Source organism: Brasilonema sp. UFV-L1 (genome assembly GCF_012912105.1).
In the GTDB taxonomy this organism is placed as follows: Bacteria; Cyanobacteriota; Cyanobacteriia; order Cyanobacteriales; family Nostocaceae; genus Brasilonema.
Window position 1 is genome coordinate 130,957 of sequence record NZ_QMEA01000002.1, and the last position, 17,222, is coordinate 148,178.

Below are 17,222 nucleotides of genomic sequence, written 5' to 3' on the forward strand. Positions count from 1 at the left end.
GTATTCTAATCTAAGTATTAGACGGAAAGTTTCAGTTTAGTATCTAAATGGAGTATGCACATAAATGACAGTAAGTGTATTTCTTAGCCACAACAAGGAAGACAAACCTTTTGTTAGGAAACTTGCAAGAGATTTGGACAACCACGGCGTTAAAATTTGGCTTGATGAAGCTGAAATAAAAGTTGGAGAATCTTTAATAGAAAAAATCAGAAGTGGTTTGGAGAAAGTAGACTATGTTGCTGTTATTTTATCTCTAAATTCAATTGCTTCGTCTTGGGTACAGCGAGAAGTGGATGTAGCTATGAATCAAGAGATTATGGGGAAAAAAGTTAAAGTTCTTCCGATTATGTATCGGAAATGTGAATTACCGGGTTTTTTACTTGGTAAGTTGTATGTTGATTTTACCGAAGAGTCTCGGTATGAAGATGCTTTTGAAAAACTTGTGCGTAGTATTGAAGTTGTGTTTAATAAAAATGCTCTTGAAAGCAATCTTACTGGTGCTACCTTGGGGCAAGCATTGAACAAAGCTGCGATAATAAATCTTCCTATATTTAGGAAGCCATTTCACAGACCATTCCAATATATAGGTATGAGCATTGCCTTCGCCTCAACTGCTGTGGGGCAAGAACCGAATGAAATCGGCAATATAATTATTGATAATGATGATTGTCATATGCTCCTTGAAGCTGAGGGTAATTTCATCAGTTATGTTGAAATTGATCTGAAGAAAACAGCACCTTATTTGCAAACACAAGAGTTTGACTCAGTACCAATACTTGGCTCGCTTAGTATAAATCCGTCTGAACTAGAACTTGTACGAAAGCAGACACACTTCCACACTTATTATGATCATAGAAAAAAGCTAAAAATAAGTGTTTCTTGTTTATATGATCAAGCTCCTTTAACGGTAGGCTTTAGTGCAAAATACTATGGAATGTAAAATGGAGATTTGTTTGAATGTCCATCACTTTATTTAATCTAAAAAAATCTCATTTAAAATAGTCTTTTTTTGTACAGTTTTTCTTTGAGCAAAATGCAAGCAAAATCTTAAAACCAGACAAAATAAGAGTTGTATTGTCTGAAGTATAAAAACAGATTGTTTCCAGATAATCCTAAAACTCGCATTTAGGCTAGAAATAGACTCTTTTGCCTCTAATAATTAAAAAAGCTTGCTTTACCTGACTTCCAACCCCAGTTACCAAGTCCGGAGTAATCCCAAGAGTGCATTTGACGGAAAGGAAGACCCATTTTTTGGAAAACGTACTTCTCTTTCACACCAGAGGCGATGAGGTCGGGCTTGAGTGCTTTAACAAACTCCTCAAACTCGTAAGCAGTAACGTCATCGAAAACGATAGTACCGTGTTCAATATAGTGAGTGGTACGTTTGTAGTCGTCGTTATGAGCAAACTCATAACCAGTACCAATCATTCTCATTCCTAAATCTTGGAACGCGGGGACAACGTGACGAGGACGCAAACCACCAACCATCATGGCAACTGTTTTGCCTTCCAAGCCTGGACGATATTTAGCAATGATTTCATCCATGACTGGCTGATACTTGGCGATAATCTTCTCAGCGTTTTCTTGGATTTTTGAGTCAAATTTAGAAGCGATTTCCCGTAAGGATTCAGCAATCTTGGTAGGACCAAAGAAGTTGTATTCCAACCAGGGTATACCGTAAGCTTCTTCCATGTGACGGCTGATGTAGTTCATCGACCGATAACAGTGAATCAGGTTCATCTTCACATTCGGTGTCTGCATCATCTCATTAATGGTGCCATCACCAGACCACTGGGCGACTACGCGCAAGCCAAGTTCTTCTAATAGAATGCGGCTAGCCCAAGCATCACCACCGATGTTGTAATCACCAATAATTGCGACATCGTAAGGAGTAGACTCGAATTGAAGCTTGCCTTCTTTTCTTTCTTTGTCGGATCTGCTAAACACCCAGTCACGAACCATGTCGTTAGCAATGTGGTGACCTAGAGATTGGGAAACACCCCGGAAACCTTCGCAACGCACGGGTACAACGGGCTTGTCAATCTCTTTCGCTGCTTTCTTAGCTACAGCTTCAATGTCATCTCCAATCAGACCGACAGGACATTCAGATTGAATTGAAACACCACGGCTGAGGGGGAAGAGTACTTCGAGTTCTTCGATTAGTTTTAAGAGTTTTTTGTCACCGCCGAAGACGATATCTCGTTCTTGGAAGTCCGAGGTGAAGTGCATGGTGCCAAAGGAGTCAACACCTGTAGTGCCGATGTAGTAGTTACGACGACCAGACCAAGACCAGTAACCGCAACCAACAGGTCCGTGGCTGATGTGAATCATGTCCTTGATTGGACCCCAAACCACACCTTTAGAACCAGCGTAAGCACAGCCACGAGCAGTCATTACACCAGGAAGGGATTTGATGTTGGACTTAACGCCGCAATCGCTTTTACCTTCTTCGTATACGTTTAGGTGCTTTTCCCGCTTTTTCTTAGCTTTCTCGGGGTAAGCTTCTAAAACTTCCTTAATGAGTTCTTTCCTTTGTTCTATGACCGCTTTTGGGTCTTCCGGAGAAGTTTTTTTGTCATCTATAAATGTCATAGTGTTCCTTACTGGCGAATTACTGCTGAGGAGAAAAGATTAAGAGTGAAGATTGAAGAGTGAAGTATTTCTATTTCATTCTTTATTCTTCTTTCTTCAAAGGTGGGCAAGCAGCCCACCTCAGGGCGTTGCTTACTTGGCAGTAGCTTCCGCAGGTTTGCCGATGATTTCTGCGTGCTTGGTATCGTCGTCGAGGATACCGAACTCTACCAGTAAAGCTTCTAACTCGTCCATTTCGAGAGGGGTAGGAATGGTGAGCTTGGTGTTATCGATGATTTTCTTAGCTAATGCGCGGTATTCGTTACCTTGGTTGCTGTCAGGTGCGTACTCGTTGACGGTCATCCGACGCAATTCTGCGTGTTGAACGATGTTGTCACGGGGTACGAAGTGAATCATCTGAGTGTTCAAACGTTCTGCCAGGGTTTCGATCAGTTCGACTTCCCGGTCAACTTTACGGCTGTTACAAATCAGACCAGCCAAGCGCACGCCACCAGAGTGAGCGTATTTGAGAATACCACGAGCGATGTTGTTAGCAGCATACATCGCCATCATTTCACCAGAAGTCACAATGTAGATTTCTTGTGCTTTACCTTCACGGATAGGCATAGCGAAACCACCGCAGACAACGTCACCCAACACGTCGTAGGAAACGAAGTCTAAGTCTTGGTAAGCACCGTTTTCTTCCAAGAAGTTGATGGCGGTAATGATACCCCGACCAGCGCAACCTACTCCGGGCTCTGGACCACCAGATTCCACGCAACGTACACCACGGAAGCCAGTGAGCATTACTTCTTCGATTTCTAAATCTTCTACTGCGCCCCGCTCAGCGGCGAGGTGAAGCACGGTGGTTTGAGCTTTGCTGTGCAGCATCAAACGGGTGGAGTCAGCTTTCGGGTCGCAACCCACAATCATGATGCGCTGACCCATTTCTGCCATAGCGGCAAGGGTGTTTTGGGAGGTGGTAGATTTACCGATACCGCCTTTACCGTAAAATGCTATCTGTCTGATTTTATCGTCGGACATGATGAGTCTTTCTCCTGCAATTGATTGGTAATTGATTAGTTGGTTTGGTGGGTCTTTGCTTTTTGTGAGTCACGCCTGTAAGGTTACAGCAGTGACCGCTGGTAGAACATCGCGGGAGGCGATCGCTCTACAGTAAAAACTTTTGAAAGTAAAAACATCGATTTCCTCGTGAAATTTCTTAGGTTTTCTGTACTTTACAAATTAGTTCTAATATGCATTGTCCTGAAACACCAAGTAAGACTTGACCCTCGCTACGCTACAATTCAAGACTCAAAATTTTGAATTTCCCCAACGGGGGCGTAGCTTTTACATCACTTGTTCAAAATAGTGCCCTTCAAACTTTCGACGCGACCAACTGCAGCGTTTGTGTCTTCTGATGACACTCCACGCGCAGCTAGTGCCTCACTCAGGTACCTTGCAATAGCATCGAAGTGTTGTTGCTGTAGATTCATACCTGTGTGTGTTGCGTCCATGGAGCGACCCTTGTATTGGTCTGGACCGTCAAAAATCTTGGCGAAGAAATCCACTTGTTTTTGACGTTGCTTGTCCATGTTGGTATTGGCGAAAAACTTACTGAGGGTGTTGTCAGCCATGACGCGTTTGTAGAATTCATCCACTACTTGCTCAAGACCCTGTTGTCCACCAAGTTTGTCGAATAATGTGCTCATATCCTTTTCCTTTGAAGCGAGTTGGTTGGATAATGAAATTCGCGCTCTTAGCTAAAAACTTTCACTTGTGTGCTCTTAACCAGTGAATTTAGCTGTCCGTTGTTAGTAGGACTCAAGCATTGATAGGAAGGAAAACAATGATATGAGTCAAATCCTACTTAGTGTTTCAGGGTAATGCATACTAGGGTATATTTGTAAAGTGCGTAAGTTTTAAAGCAACGATGGCTCAACTGCTTCTACGACAAGGTCTTTGCTTACGCGATCGCGTAATCTAGATTCAATTGCAATCTTGAGTGTTGCTGTGCTAGCAGAACATGAACCGCAAGCACCTTGTAGCACAACTTTCACACAATCGCCATCTACGTCGTATAGTTCTACGTCTCCTCCATCAGCGATCAGAACAGGTCTGACTTCTTCATCTAAAACTTTTTGAATTAGTGCAATTTTCTGCACAGGTGTCAGCAGTTTTTTGGCTTGCTGACTGGTCGTGTTCTTTTTCAAAGTACTGACAGAAGCTGCAGATTCTTTACGCACAGATGCTATGATATCATCAATCGTTGCCAGACAAGAACCGCATCCGCCACCAGCTTTGATATAATTTGTGACTTCTTCAGCAGTGGTGAGGTCATTTTCCAGAATCACACGCCGGATTTTTGCATCACTGATGCCGAAGCAAGTGCAAACTAGCGCTCCTTCATCATCATCTTCATGAACTTCGTGAGCAATGCCTCGGTAATTATAAATAGCTGCTTCTAGGGCTTCTTGTCCCATCACCGAGCAATGCATCTTTGCTTGTGGTAATCCACCGAGATAGTTAGCAATATCTTTGTTGCTGATTTTGAGGGCTTCGTCTAGGGTTGAACCTCTGATTAAATCTACCAGAGCCTCAGATGATGCGATCGCACTCGTACAGCCAAATGTTTGATAACGAGCATCGAGGATTTTTTCAGTTGTTTCCTCAACTTTAAGGTGTAATCTCAGAGCATCTCCACAAGCAATGCTACCGACTTCTCCAACAGCAATTTTGATTCCAGGTTCTCTAGAGTCTTCAAACACCCCTTGATTTTTGGGATTGTAGAAGAGATCCATGACTTTATCTGTATAGTCCCACATAGCCGATTTCAGATTCCAGATTTTGAAATTTGAATTGAGTCATAAAAATAAAAAATTTGGGGATTAGGGAGAGAAAACCCTCCGGGTTCGCCAGTCGCCTGCGGAGGGAAACCCTCCCGCAGCGCTGGTCTCACTTTCTTCGTCTCCCTTATCTTTCTTATCTCCCTGCCCCAAGCACTGCTTTTTCCTGTTGTTGCAGCCAAAGCGCATTATCACTTTTGAAGGGCGAGAGTGTACGCAAATGTTCCACAATAGAGGGCATCACTGCGAGAACTGCATCAATTTCGGCTTCTGTGGTGTAACGACAAAGGCTGAAGCGGATGGAACCATGTAAAATGGTGTAGGGTAAGCCCATTGCTCGTAGAACATGAGAGGGTTCCAAAGACCCAGAACTGCAGGCAGAACCGGATGACGCACAAATACCGTACTTGTTTAAAGAGAGTAGAATCGCTTCACCTTCGATATACTTGAAGCCAATATTGGTGGTGTTTGGCAATCTCTGTGTGATGTCACCGTTGACTTCGCAGTCGGGAATTGTGGTGATGAGGGTTTGTTCTAGGCGATCGCGTAAACGCTTTTCTCTAGTTGTCGCTTCTTCTAGATGTAATAATTCTAGTTCAGCTGCTTTGCCTAAAGCAACAACTCCTGCAACATTTTCTGTTCCTGCTCTTCTTCCACGTTGTTGTCCTCCGCCAATCAGCATGGGACGAAACCGAACTCCGCGCCGCACGTATAATGCGCCAATTCCTTTAGGTGCATGAATTTTATGACCGGACAGAGTTAGCATATCAATGGTGCTCGTCTTCATATTCATGGGGATTTTCCCCACTGCTTGCACCGCATCAACGTGAAAGAGTGCGCCACTTTCTTTGACGCGCAAACCAATTTGTTCAATTGGGAAAATCACGCCGGTTTCGTTATTAGCATACATAATCGTCACTAGGGCTGTATTGCCTGTCAATGAGGCTTCCAGTTCATTCAAATCCAATTGCCCTTGACGATTTACTGAAAGATAGGTGACAGAATAACCTTGGGTTTCCAACTGTTTGCACAAATTCAGCACCGCTGGGTGTTCGACTTGTGTCGTGATGATGTGTCGCTTTTCGCTTTGTGCTAACAGTGCAGCGCGAATAGCAGCGTTATCTCCCTCAGTTCCTCCACTGGTAAAGATAATTTCTGATTCATCGGCACCTAAGAGGGCGGCTACTTGTTCTTGTGCAAGTCTTACCGCTTTACCGACTTGCCCACCAAAAGTGTGCATACTGGAGGGATTGCCGTAATACTCGCTGAAGTAGGGCAGCATAGCCTCTACAACTGCTGGATCTACCTTGGTAGTGGCATTATTGTCTAGATATATGCAGTCTTTGTGCATTGCTTCCAATCTGATTTGACTACTATCAAGAATTTATAAAACGTGTCAGTTTAACAGTAAACAGTTATCAATTATCAATTGTTTACTGATAACTGTGTACTGTGTACTGGTTCAAGCTTTTACTCCCGACGCTTTTGTTTTCTGTATTTGCTCAGAAAATTTTTGGGAATAAAAGTTAAACCAGTTGTCCCAATAGTTTTGTTTTTTTGTTAGTTTTGTTACGAGTTTATTGTAAGTGGCAAACCAAGACTCCCAGTAATCCCCACGTTGTTTGACGCAACCATCGCAGGTGGGACAACCAGCTACACACTGAGGGACACTGTAAGCAGTACCATCACAGTTTGTGCAGAGGTTAGGGTCAATCCAGTGGTGACCATCAACTATCTTGACTGCGCCAGTGGGACAGGCTGAAAGACATAATTTGCAGGAAATGCACTTGCTGGTAATTTCATAAGCCATAATTATTCCCCTTACTATCTTAGAAATTGTGGATTGGGAATTGGATTCTGGGTAATGGGGAAGAGGAAAAGTGAAAAGTTAAAAGTTAAAAATTCGTCTGACTTTTAACTTTTGACTTTTGACCTTTCACTCAAGGGCATGCTTTTGACGTTTTACTTCCCTTGTTCCTTCACATATTGCTGGTAAAATTCCAAAGCAACCGTCTCAATCACATCGTAGGATTCAACTGTCTGAATTCCGAGTTTATGCAATTTTTCCTTGGGACTGTCACCAATCTTGGAAACTAACACCGCTTTGCAATCAGCGATTGTTTGAATGATATTCTCTAGAGTGGCTTTCTCGCCGTATCCGCCTTGGCAATAATGATCAACTTTACGATGTCCAACAAAAGAAACTTTATTGGCATCAACTTCATAAATCTGAAATTCCTTGGCATGACCAAAGTGTTGGTTAACCAATCCGCCGCCTTTTGTTGCGACTGCAACTAAGATTTTTGGACTGTTTTCTACAGATGCGCCATTGGTTGTTTCGACCGCAGAGAGAGCTTTTTCTTTGGCTACTTTCAGTTCTTCTTTAAACTTCTCAATGCCTGCATGAACTTCTTGGCGTTGTTCTAAGTCATATTCTGGAGTCATTTCCATGAATTTAGCCTTAGTAAACTCCTGGCTGCGGTCTTCACCCAAAAGACCGACTGCATCAGCACGACACTGACGGCAATGACGCATCATCTTCATGTTACCAGCGCAATTATCTTGCACAACCTTAAGTTCTTTTGGTGTGGGACCGCGCTGACCAGTCAATCCAAAGTGGGTGCCGTGTTCTGGTGCGGAAATCAGCGGCATGATATTGTGAAGAAATGCACCTTTAGAGCGAATAACTTTGTTGACCTTTATCAAGTGCTCATCATTAATCCCCGGAATCATCACCGAGTTGACTTTGCATAGGATGTCGGCTTCCTTGAGGGCTTGTAATCCTTCCATCTGCTTTTCGTGGAGAATTTTTACCCCTTCAATACCTCTGTAGCGCTTGCGCTTGTAGTGAACCCAAGGATAAATTTTTGCTCCAATTTCTGGGTCTACCATGTTAATGGTAATTGTAACGTGGTCTATGTTGAGTTGTTTAATGCGGTCAACATACTCCGGTAGCATTAAACCGTTAGTTGACAGACAAAGCTTGATATCTGGTGCTTTTTCTGCAATCAATTCAAAAGTGCGGAAAGTTTTTTCAGGATTTGCTAGTGGATCGCCAGGACCTGCAATTCCTAAAACGGTCAATTGAGGAATTTTGCCTGCAATCACCAAAGCTTTATGTGCTGCTTCCTCTGGAGTCAGTAATTCGCTCACCACTCCAGGACGACTCTCATTAGCGCAGTCGTATTTACGATTACAATAGTTACATTGAATGTTGCAAGCAGGGGCGACAGCAACGTGCAACCTCGCATAATGGTGATGAGCTTCTTCACTGTAACAAGGATGCTGAGCAATACGTTGTTTCAGCTTTTCGTCCATTTCCACAGTGGCGCTGCTATCGCTGTTGCATCCGCCGCAACCACTGGATTTTGCTTTGGTTGGAGTGGATTCTGTAACTAGAGGGGTAACGAGTCCTGTAGACTGTGTCATTGAATTTCGTATGGTCAGGTACTAACGTTGCCACCGTGGAAGATGCCATAGCCACTCTGTTGAGCTAAGAATGGAAGCCGCGTCTTGTACTGGCGCTCTGTACCCAAGTTTTTAAAGGCTGGTGTGTGTCAACGCTCTTCAACTTGAAGGAAATTTGCGCGTAAAGGCGCGACTTCTGTTCACAGGGGCATGGTGCTATCTCATCCCTCCACTCACTCCGAAGCGCTGTTTTTATTTGCGCTTTGAGTGTTGGCGATATAAGTTTTATATCAGTTGTCTTGAATAAGGGCAGCGCTTGTGCTATGGATAGAATTTATTAGATTGATTAGATTTGTACTCAATATTAAAAACCTTTACCCTTTAAGCATTTGAGGATTCATAAAATTTTTTTCTGGGTAGAGGTACTAGAATTTTTGAGTTGGGGTTTTAGTATTTATGGAAATAGGGGCAAGTATTTGTGTACTCAAATGAAACCCAATTCCTACAAGGGTTTGAGAAATATATTAGCTTTTTTTTCGGTTTTCTACCTTGTACTCACAGGCTAATGAAATAATACCTAAAGCACTGCCTGAACAGAGATTTTGATTTTGGAAATCCGGAGTCAATCACAGAGTGGTAACCCAGAAATTAGCGAAGTTTAATTCTGTATAGAGAATATCATTTTTTTCGAGGGAAAAATGCAATTCAAGTTTTTTTTAATATTTTGTTGGTATCCTCATCTCTGGGAAATTTTGACATCATTTCTCTTGGCAATTTTGGATTCTTTTCAGGCGTCAACATAGAAAACTCAGGTTTTTAACCCAGCTTGGTTTCTTCATTAATAGAATTTTATCTCAATTAACTCAGTTTGAACACTAACCAATTCTCTCAACACAGGTTTTTTTATCCTTGAGCATGCATCCAGTGCATAAAAAACTTGCATTTTCTTCATGTAGAAGGGTCCAAATCTTGATCCAAAAGGATAAGATTAGTCTAATGGTTAATCAAACTACAATTGTAGATATAGAAAATAGTATTTACGCTTACAGATAAAAACCATCAGATAAAATAGCATAACTTGTCTTTTCTCAATTGTAGGAATACTATAAAAAATAGTGGCTAAATATACAGATTTTTTGCATACAATTTGCTTATTTCATTCTTGAGTATAGGGAAGTAGCTGTTAATTTATGCAAAAATACATTGCCGAAATTGCATAAAAGTCTTATCTGTAAGTGAATTTCTATCGAGTACAGAAATACTTATTCCCTTCCCCCATAAATTCTAGTACCCTGACCCTGAAAATACTAGCACCCCTACCCCAAGAAAAATTTTAAGTTTGCATGAAATCAGGCTTTAAGGTTGGTGAGTACACTGTTAATCAATCCAATAATTCCAATCGGCGTCAGACTAAGAACAGTCTTTGCAAACACCTGATATAAGCAGAGAACATAGCACAGGCGCGATTTTCACTCCCCGAGTACCGATGCAACAGCCCTTCGACCATATCAGGAATTCAAAGATTGCAGAAATGCTGGGCAAGTATTCCCACCTTTTTTTTGCTATGCTTAAGAGCGTTTCTTTTGAACTGCTATTGAGTGATTTTCGCATCATTTTTGAGCGAGATCCAGCAGCACGCAATTGGCTAGAGGTGCTGTTTTGTTACCCTGGATTCCACGCACTTTGTTTGCATCGCCTTGCCCATTGGTTGTACCGCCGTGGAGTGGCTTTTATCCCGCGCTTGATTTCTCACTTAGGACGGTTTTTAACAGGAATTGAAATTCATCCAGGTGCGGAGATTGGCAAGGGTGTGTTTATCGATCACGGTATGGGTGTTGTGATTGGCGAAACTGCTATTGTCTCTGACTATACGCTCATTTACCAAGGTGTTACCCTTGGTGGAACTGGAAAAGAGAGTGGTAAGCGCCATCCTACTATTGGGAAAAATGTCGTTGTGGGAGCAGGTGCAAAAATTTTGGGTAATATTCAGATTGGCGATCGCGTCCGCATAGGTGCAGGTTCGATTGTTTTGCGCAATGTCCCACCAGATTCGACTGTCGTGGGAGTTCCAGGGCGAATTATTTCCCGCAAGCAGAATGAACACCTATCGGCTTTAGAACACGGAAAATTACCCGATTTAGAAGCGACTGTGTTTAGCACCTTACTACAACGTATTGAGCAACTCGAACAAAAGCTACAAACCGTGACAAGTCAGAACAAGGAAAAAGAACTGGTGAGAAAGGAACGTTAATTATGCAATCTTGTAGTTTTCAAGGTTCAGGCGAACATATTGTACAAATTCCGATGAGCGATCGCAGGCAAATCTATCAACGCTTGCAAGAGTTAATGATCAAGAGTTGGTGTTCTCCTGACGGTTCTTTGCGGGTAGAAGTCAATAGTTGTCTGACAGCAATTCTTGTTCGCAGCACCGTACTGCAATTTATGGCAAGTCGCCAAGAATTAATCAACTGGCTAGAAAGATGTTGGCAGCTTTAAATTTTTGACTATCTCAATTGACGAACTGTATGAAGTAACAAGAAAGCCTAGAAACAGGCATGACATGTGAAAACAAATATAAAGGAGCAGGTATGAAGTTGAGATGTTAAAATTTTTCTTCTACCCTACAGCCTTTTGCAGCCGGAGAACACTTCCATGTCAAAAGTTGTTCGTAGACGTACAGCAGTGTATCCTCTTAGGCTACAGAGATTTCCTCTAAGCCTCTTGCGCGTGTCTGCACCACGCTTACGTACAAGCACACACTTGTACTTGGAGAAGTTCACTGCGCTTCTGGAAAGTTTATTTCTGTGACATCTACATTTTTTCTTTTTAGTTGATGTTCTTTTTGTTAAAAACTGTATTATGGCAAATTATCAAAGTGATATAAGATTTCTTGATTTTTTACAAAATGAATTTGCACTTTCAACTGTGGATATTGCTGTAGCACTACGCAAACATGAGTTAGATAATAGTCCCTTAGCAATGCTTCTTTGGCAATATGGCTTAGTTGATATAGAACAGCTAGAACGAATTTTGGATTGGCTAGAAGACCAATCTTAAAGAATGCAAACTCTAACTATAAAAGAGTCATCATCAATATTTCTTTCGTTTTTTCTATTTCTTTAATAAGAATCCAGAAAAAGTTTGGATTATTTCAGGAGAATATAACTATGATTTCTACTTTTCTTGCCGGATTAAGCATTTTAGTGTTTTCAGGAATTGCTAATACCTATCTCAGTCATATGCTATTTGGTGATACAGAATTACCACCTGATAATCATAATTTGTAATTGATACATATTTCTTGTTTTATGCCATACAGATAAAACAAGAAATATCAATTTCAATAATAAATGATGGTAAAAATTCAGGCATCAAAATTGACTAGCGGAGGCATGCCTCCGCTGCTGATTGCTGAAGTTTTACGAATTATGAATAGTGATATTTTTTATGATAACTCAGAACACAAAACGCAAAAATCAGAATATTTATAGGAATTCCTTGAATAGATTTGACAACAAAAGAGTCCTTCAATACAGAAGAAGCGCGGATTTTTAAGTGAAGTCTCAACTGAGTTATTTCAAGAAGTTTGAGTTTTTTGCTAGTCATCATTCATGATTTTCTAAGAGGTTTTTAAGATGAATCAAGTCCTTATAAATGACACGACACTACGTGACGGTGAACAAGCAGCAGGAGTCGCCTTTAACTTTGAAGAGAAAGTGGCGATCGCCAAGTTCCTGGACACAATCGGCGTTGATGAGTTAGAAGTCGGTATTCCAGCGATGGGTAGAGAAGAAATACGAGCTATATCAGCAATTACTCAGGCGGGTCTAAAAGCAAAACTGCTTGGCTGGAATCGTGCTGTCATATCTGATATTCAAGCTTCTATAGCTTGCGGTTTAAAGCGAGTGCATATTGCCATACCCGTCTCTGGAATCCAAATCGCTGCTAAATTTCATGGTCAGTGGCGGGTGACTCTACAACAACTTAGAGATAGCATTAGCTTTGCTGTTGATCAAGGTCTTTGGGTAGCTGTAGGAGGAGAGGATTCTTCAAGATCTGATGGAAATTTTCTCCTTGATGTCGCGCAATATGCTCAAGAATGGGGTGCATCGCGGTTTCGTTTTTGTGACACAGTAGGTATTCTCGACCCCTTCACTACATATACTAAAGTCAAACGATTGGTGATGGCTTTAGCCATTCCCGTAGAGGTTCACACTCACAATGATTTTGGTCTAGCAACTGCTAACGCCCTTGCTGGTATCAAAGCTGGAGCAATATCCGTGAATACTACGGTAAATGGATTAGGCGAAAGAGCGGGAAATGCAGCTTTGGAGGAAGTTGTCATGGCTCTCAAACGCATATACGGTGTTCATGTGGGTATTGACACGCCTCGTTTATTAGAACTGTCTCGACTTGTTGCGGCTGCATCAGGATGTCATGTACCACCTTGGAAAGCCATTGTGGGTGAAAATACCTTTGCTCACGAAGCTGGTATTCATGCTCATGGTGTGCTGCAAAATCCGATGACTTATGAGCCTTTTGCTCCCCAGGAGGTTGGGTGGGAAAGACGTTTGGTTGTGGGTAAACATTCTGGTCGGCATTTATTATCTAGTGTTTTGCAGGAGTATGGTATTGTTCTTGACTCGGAACAAACCCAGTCTGTCTTAGATGCAGTACGACAAGAAGCAGTACAAAAAAAACGCGGCTTAACCGTGCAAGAACTGTTGAATTTGGTACAAGAACAACAGAGGTATTCACATGCGATCAGATGAAATAGAACTTGAACAACCACCCGCTTTTAACATCGGTGATAAAGTCCGACTTCGTAAAATGATTAAGAACGACGGTACTTTTCCCGGTCAAGAAATTGGGGTTATCTTAGCGAAAAAAGGAGATATCGGCTACGTAGCTAGTATCGGCACATATTTACAAAGGTCCTATATTTATGCAGTCCATTTTTTGGAGAGAGGATTTATTGTAGGTTGTCTCAAAAAAGAATTAGAACTTGTTGAGAACGAACAGAAAATAACTGAGGAAGCTTCGTAGACTTTTTTTGTGAAAGGAAATTGAAAAAGAAGGCAAAATGGAGAACTCACCAACTCAGAATGCAATTCATACAGATCGTCTCTCACCCAACGGGAAAGTCAGTCGCCTGCAGAGGAACCGTACGGAAGCCTGTCGGCTGAACTCGTTAGAGAGAGAGTCGTACAGAATTTCATTCTGAGTTTCGACTCTGTAGTCTAAATTCTTTTTTGTTAAAACATTTCACAAATCCATCAATAATCAACACTAGAAAGCAGGAAACTCAGATGAAAGTCATGCTGCGTCAGAATGATGCTGGAAATTTGGTTGTCTACGTTGCTAAAAAAGACCTTGAAGAAGAAGTTGTTAAACAAACTGAAGGAGCAGAAGGCAAGATTTTTACTTTAGCCAATGGTTGGGAATTAACATTTCCTAATTTGCCAGATCCGCTGCAATTACCTCAAACAGTCGAGGCTAAACGGCTCTCGTAGATTAAAATTTGTTTAAATAGCAATTGTTTTGTCAATACTGTCCTTAGTCATTTGTACTTGACAAAAGACAAATGACTCATGACAAAAATGAATACACAAGCTGTTTAAAATCTTGTAAAGACGCACCCAATTTCATTTGACAAATTGGTACTAAAGAGTATAGAAATATTCATCCAGATGCAATTGCTTGCCGGAAAATTCTTTATTGCCTTCAAGTTAGTTCGACTTTATCCATTTTCCTGCTTTATGGGATTGTGCAGAACGCCTACCCCACAGAGGCGATAGCTAGCCCCTTAGGGGGCCGGAGCTAACGCTGCTGCGCTTTGCGCAGATCGCATAAGTACGAAGCCTTATTTATACCAAGCGTGAAACATGATTCAGGGCACATGAAGCGCTAAAAGTGATTGCCAGTAACTCTTTCACAATCACACGCTTGTGCGGGATTGTCGGCAGAACGCTTTCTTCACACTGACTCCAAAATTTCAAATTGTACTACGTTTTTTGATTTGAATAAAGTCGAGCTAAGTAAGGAACTTAACTCATGCGAAATTCGTCAATAGCTACGATTATAGTCGTAGTCTTGCACCTGCCTTTTTGCCCGCCAAGAAATAAATTCTGGAGCTAAGAGTTCAAGTATGCGATTAGCTTACTGAATAAATGTTTCAGTCGGTTTTCAAAAAAAATGTTCTCGCTTTTCCTTTTAGATAGTTATCCTTGGCTACATCTACCACTTTTTTCGTGTTGTTTTGATCTGGACGTGATAAATTGCGTCTGTTAAAATAGAGCCTGTTTTTTAAGCACTCTCTGCACTCACTCCTGCACTTATTCAGGCAACTTTGCACAAAATTTACTGAATACTAACCAAGGAATGTGAAAACATTAAACCTATGTCTTGTTTCGTCACAGATATTTTTAAACAGATGAACAAAAAATTTTTCCTCACTTTGCTTTCCAGTCCTATGCTATTTGCGTCTATCATTTCTTTGGCAATGATGACCCAACCGGCTAGAGCAAATCAAACAGTGAATCCAGTGGCAAATCGTCTTTCCTGTGTACGTTCTTCTCACAAAGCAACTCCTCGCCCAGAATGCACACGCGTTAATAACACTGAGGGTTCATCTGTCGTGGAATTTGCCGCACCACAAGCTGAGCGAAATCAAGCCAACACAGAACTGGAATTCACTGACGAAGAAAGCGAGGCTGCTATAGCCAAGTATGGCTGTGATTGCGTAGGCTGCATCAATGGTATTCGTCAAATGCGAGGTCTGACGCCTTTAGCAGGATAGAAGACAAGTCAAGATCATAAACATAAAAGAGCCAGATAATTATGTTTTCTGGCTCTTTTTTGTATACGAAAAAACAATCAAGAAAATTCCAAGTTCGGCAAGTATTTAGATCCTACCAAGGCTATGCAGTCCTAAGATAACGCCGACACCTAGAATATGACCAAAAGCAGTCGTTGCCAAAAGTGCAGGTAAACCAAAACCACCGAAAAACTGGGGTGAAGGGAGTTCTGGACCAACGCTTTGATACTTAATACTAGATTTGCCGAAGGCAATGGCAACGATGTTACTCAGGATCATAATCACCCCAACGACAGGACTCCATTGCAAAGGTGTTGTGGCAAAAGTGGCAGCTAGTAGAGTAGATGTTAACAACTGATTCTCTCCTTAAAATTGTTAATGAACAAAATTCAAGATATTCTTGTAATTTTAATTATCAAAGAATTCAATACATTGTTTGTGATTAAATTAATAATTAACATTTATTGTTAATACTTAATATAAATTGGTTCTACTCTCTCATCCATCTCTGGATTCTCGTCTCTTCTAAAGATCATCACAAATCTGCCGGGTGTGGTCATCTTTACTCATACCGTTGTTAGGGTTTTTCAGGTACTCACGTGCCCAAGAGCAACCGCGCCTTAACAAATCATCAAGATTGAAATTCCACAGAATCACTTTTCCATCAATACTTGTAGAAGCAAGCATCTGACCATCCGGGCTGAAACTGACGCCATGAACTGGAGTGTTATGCCCAGTTAGGGTGGTCATCAAGCTGCCATCCCGCCTCCAGAGTTTAACGGTATGGTCCCAACTTGTAGAAGCGATGGTCTGCCCATCAGGACTGAAACTGACGCTACTAACCACAGTTTGATGACCAGTCAGCGTGGTGATCAAGGTGCCATCCCGCCGCCAGAGTTTGACAGTTGCGTCATTACTTGCAGAAGCAATGGCCTGTTCATCTGGGCTGAAAGTAACGCTATTGACCAAATCGCTATGCCCAGTCAGAGTAGTGATTAAGGTGCCATCCCGTCTCCAGAGTTTGACAGTTTTATCATGACTTGCAGAAGCAATTGTCTGTCCATCAGGACTGAAAGTAACGCCAATCACCGCAGCATTGTGCCCAGTCAGAGTAGTGATTAAGGTGCCATCCCGTCTCCAGAGTTTGACAGTTTTGTCAACACTTGCAGAAGCAATCGTCTGTCCATCAGGACTGAAAGTAACGCCGCCAAAAATCGGAGCTTGATGCCCAGTCAAGGTGAAAATCAAGCTACCATCCGGCCTCCAGGGTTTGCCAGTTGCTTCATTACTTGCAGAATCAACCGTCTGTTCATCGGGATCAAAACTGAAACCAGCAACTGGAGCTTTATGTCTAGTCAGGGTGGTGAGCAATCTGCCATCCCGCCTCCAGAGTTTAACCGTATGGTCCAAACTTGCAGAAGTGATAGTTTGCCCATCGGGGCTAAAACTGACGCCAGTAACCGGAGCGTTATGCCCAGTTAGGGTGGTGAGCAATCTGCCATCTCGTCTCCAGAGTTTGACGGTTGCGTCAAAACTTGCAGAAGCGATAGTTTGCCCATCGGGGCTAAAACTGACGCCAG

General features: G+C 41.9%; 17 protein-coding genes. 8 read left to right on the top strand and 9 right to left on the bottom strand.

Annotated elements, in window-relative coordinates:
• The first annotated feature begins 64 nt into the window (after window positions 1-64).
• Window positions 65-940, top strand: a complete 876-nt coding sequence (locus tag DP117_RS01350) for a toll/interleukin-1 receptor domain-containing protein (protein WP_169216537.1) — start codon at window positions 65-67, stop codon at window positions 938-940.
• Between the two features lie 212 nt (window positions 941-1,152).
• Here the strand turns inward: DP117_RS01350 and nifD are convergent, their stop codons facing one another.
• The 7 genes from nifD to nifB all read right to left on the bottom strand — a co-directional run bounded on the left by nifD (window position 1,153) and on the right by nifB (window position 8,846).
• Window positions 1,153-2,592 carry a nitrogenase molybdenum-iron protein alpha chain gene (gene nifD, locus DP117_RS01355; protein WP_169216538.1) on the bottom strand — a complete coding sequence of 480 codons (1,440 nt, stop codon included), beginning with the start codon at window positions 2,590-2,592 and terminating at the stop codon, window positions 1,153-1,155.
• Window positions 2,593-2,724: 132 nt separating this feature from the next.
• Entirely contained in the window at window positions 2,725-3,615 is an 891-nt protein-coding gene (nifH, locus tag DP117_RS01360; RefSeq protein ID WP_169216539.1) for a nitrogenase iron protein, read from the bottom strand.
• Window positions 3,616-3,926: 311 nt separating this feature from the next.
• Window positions 3,927-4,283: a group 1 truncated hemoglobin gene (locus DP117_RS01365; protein ID WP_169216540.1), complete on the bottom strand. Its 357-nt coding sequence runs from the start codon at window positions 4,281-4,283 to the stop codon at window positions 3,927-3,929.
• 210 nt (window positions 4,284-4,493) lie between these two features.
• Window positions 4,494-5,396 carry a Fe-S cluster assembly protein NifU gene (gene nifU, locus DP117_RS01370; RefSeq protein WP_169216541.1) on the bottom strand — a complete coding sequence of 301 codons (903 nt, stop codon included), beginning with the start codon at window positions 5,394-5,396 and terminating at the stop codon, window positions 4,494-4,496.
• A gap of 157 nt (window positions 5,397-5,553) precedes the next feature.
• Window positions 5,554-6,768 (bottom strand): cysteine desulfurase NifS, encoded by a 1,215-nt coding sequence (gene nifS / locus DP117_RS01375; protein WP_169216542.1) that lies wholly within the window; start codon window positions 6,766-6,768, stop codon window positions 5,554-5,556.
• 111 nt (window positions 6,769-6,879) lie between these two features.
• A complete protein-coding gene (locus DP117_RS01380) occupies window positions 6,880-7,227 on the bottom strand; it encodes a 4Fe-4S binding protein (protein WP_169216543.1) in 348 nt (115 codons plus the stop codon).
• Window positions 7,228-7,379: 152 nt separating this feature from the next.
• Window positions 7,380-8,846 carry a nitrogenase cofactor biosynthesis protein NifB gene (gene nifB / locus DP117_RS01385; protein ID WP_169216544.1) on the bottom strand — a complete coding sequence of 489 codons (1,467 nt, stop codon included), beginning with the start codon at window positions 8,844-8,846 and terminating at the stop codon, window positions 7,380-7,382.
• A gap of 1,510 nt (window positions 8,847-10,356) precedes the next feature.
• Between nifB and cysE the strand changes: the two genes are divergently transcribed.
• The 7 genes from cysE (at window position 10,357) to DP117_RS01420 (ending at window position 15,624) form a co-directional block, all read left to right on the top strand.
• Window positions 10,357-11,076 (top strand): serine O-acetyltransferase, encoded by a 720-nt coding sequence (gene cysE, locus DP117_RS01390; protein ID WP_248277480.1) that lies wholly within the window; start codon window positions 10,357-10,359, stop codon window positions 11,074-11,076.
• Between the two features lie 2 nt (window positions 11,077-11,078).
• A complete protein-coding gene (locus DP117_RS01395; protein ID WP_169216545.1) occupies window positions 11,079-11,321 on the top strand; it encodes an Asr1405/Asl0597 family protein in 243 nt (80 codons plus the stop codon).
• A gap of 363 nt (window positions 11,322-11,684) precedes the next feature.
• On the top strand, window positions 11,685-11,882 hold the full coding sequence (locus DP117_RS01400) for a DUF2949 domain-containing protein (protein WP_169216546.1): 198 nt from the start codon (window positions 11,685-11,687) through the stop codon (window positions 11,880-11,882).
• A gap of 578 nt (window positions 11,883-12,460) precedes the next feature.
• Window positions 12,461-13,597: a homocitrate synthase gene (gene nifV, locus DP117_RS01405; protein WP_169216547.1), complete on the top strand. Its 1,137-nt coding sequence runs from the start codon at window positions 12,461-12,463 to the stop codon at window positions 13,595-13,597.
• Window positions 13,584-13,871, top strand: coding sequence for a nitrogen fixation protein NifZ (locus DP117_RS01410; protein WP_169216548.1), 288 nt, complete (start codon window positions 13,584-13,586; stop codon window positions 13,869-13,871). The genes nifV and DP117_RS01410 overlap by 14 nt, the downstream gene beginning before the upstream one ends.
• Before the next feature lie 263 nt (window positions 13,872-14,134).
• Window positions 14,135-14,338, top strand: a complete 204-nt coding sequence (gene nifT, locus DP117_RS01415; RefSeq protein WP_169216549.1) for a putative nitrogen fixation protein NifT — start codon at window positions 14,135-14,137, stop codon at window positions 14,336-14,338.
• A gap of 920 nt (window positions 14,339-15,258) precedes the next feature.
• Window positions 15,259-15,624 carry a hypothetical protein gene (locus tag DP117_RS01420; protein WP_169216550.1) on the top strand — a complete coding sequence of 122 codons (366 nt, stop codon included), beginning with the start codon at window positions 15,259-15,261 and terminating at the stop codon, window positions 15,622-15,624.
• 105 nt (window positions 15,625-15,729) lie between these two features.
• Here DP117_RS01420 and psaK read toward each other — a convergent pair whose 3' ends face one another.
• Together psaK and DP117_RS01430 are read right to left on the bottom strand one after the other, a co-directional pair.
• Window positions 15,730-15,996, bottom strand: a complete 267-nt coding sequence (gene psaK / locus DP117_RS01425) for a photosystem I reaction center subunit PsaK (protein ID WP_169216551.1) — start codon at window positions 15,994-15,996, stop codon at window positions 15,730-15,732.
• A 171-nt stretch (window positions 15,997-16,167) separates the two neighbouring features.
• Window positions 16,168-17,222: WD40 repeat domain-containing protein (locus DP117_RS01430; RefSeq protein ID WP_248277478.1), on the bottom strand; the 1,055-nt coding region annotated here is incomplete at its 5' end.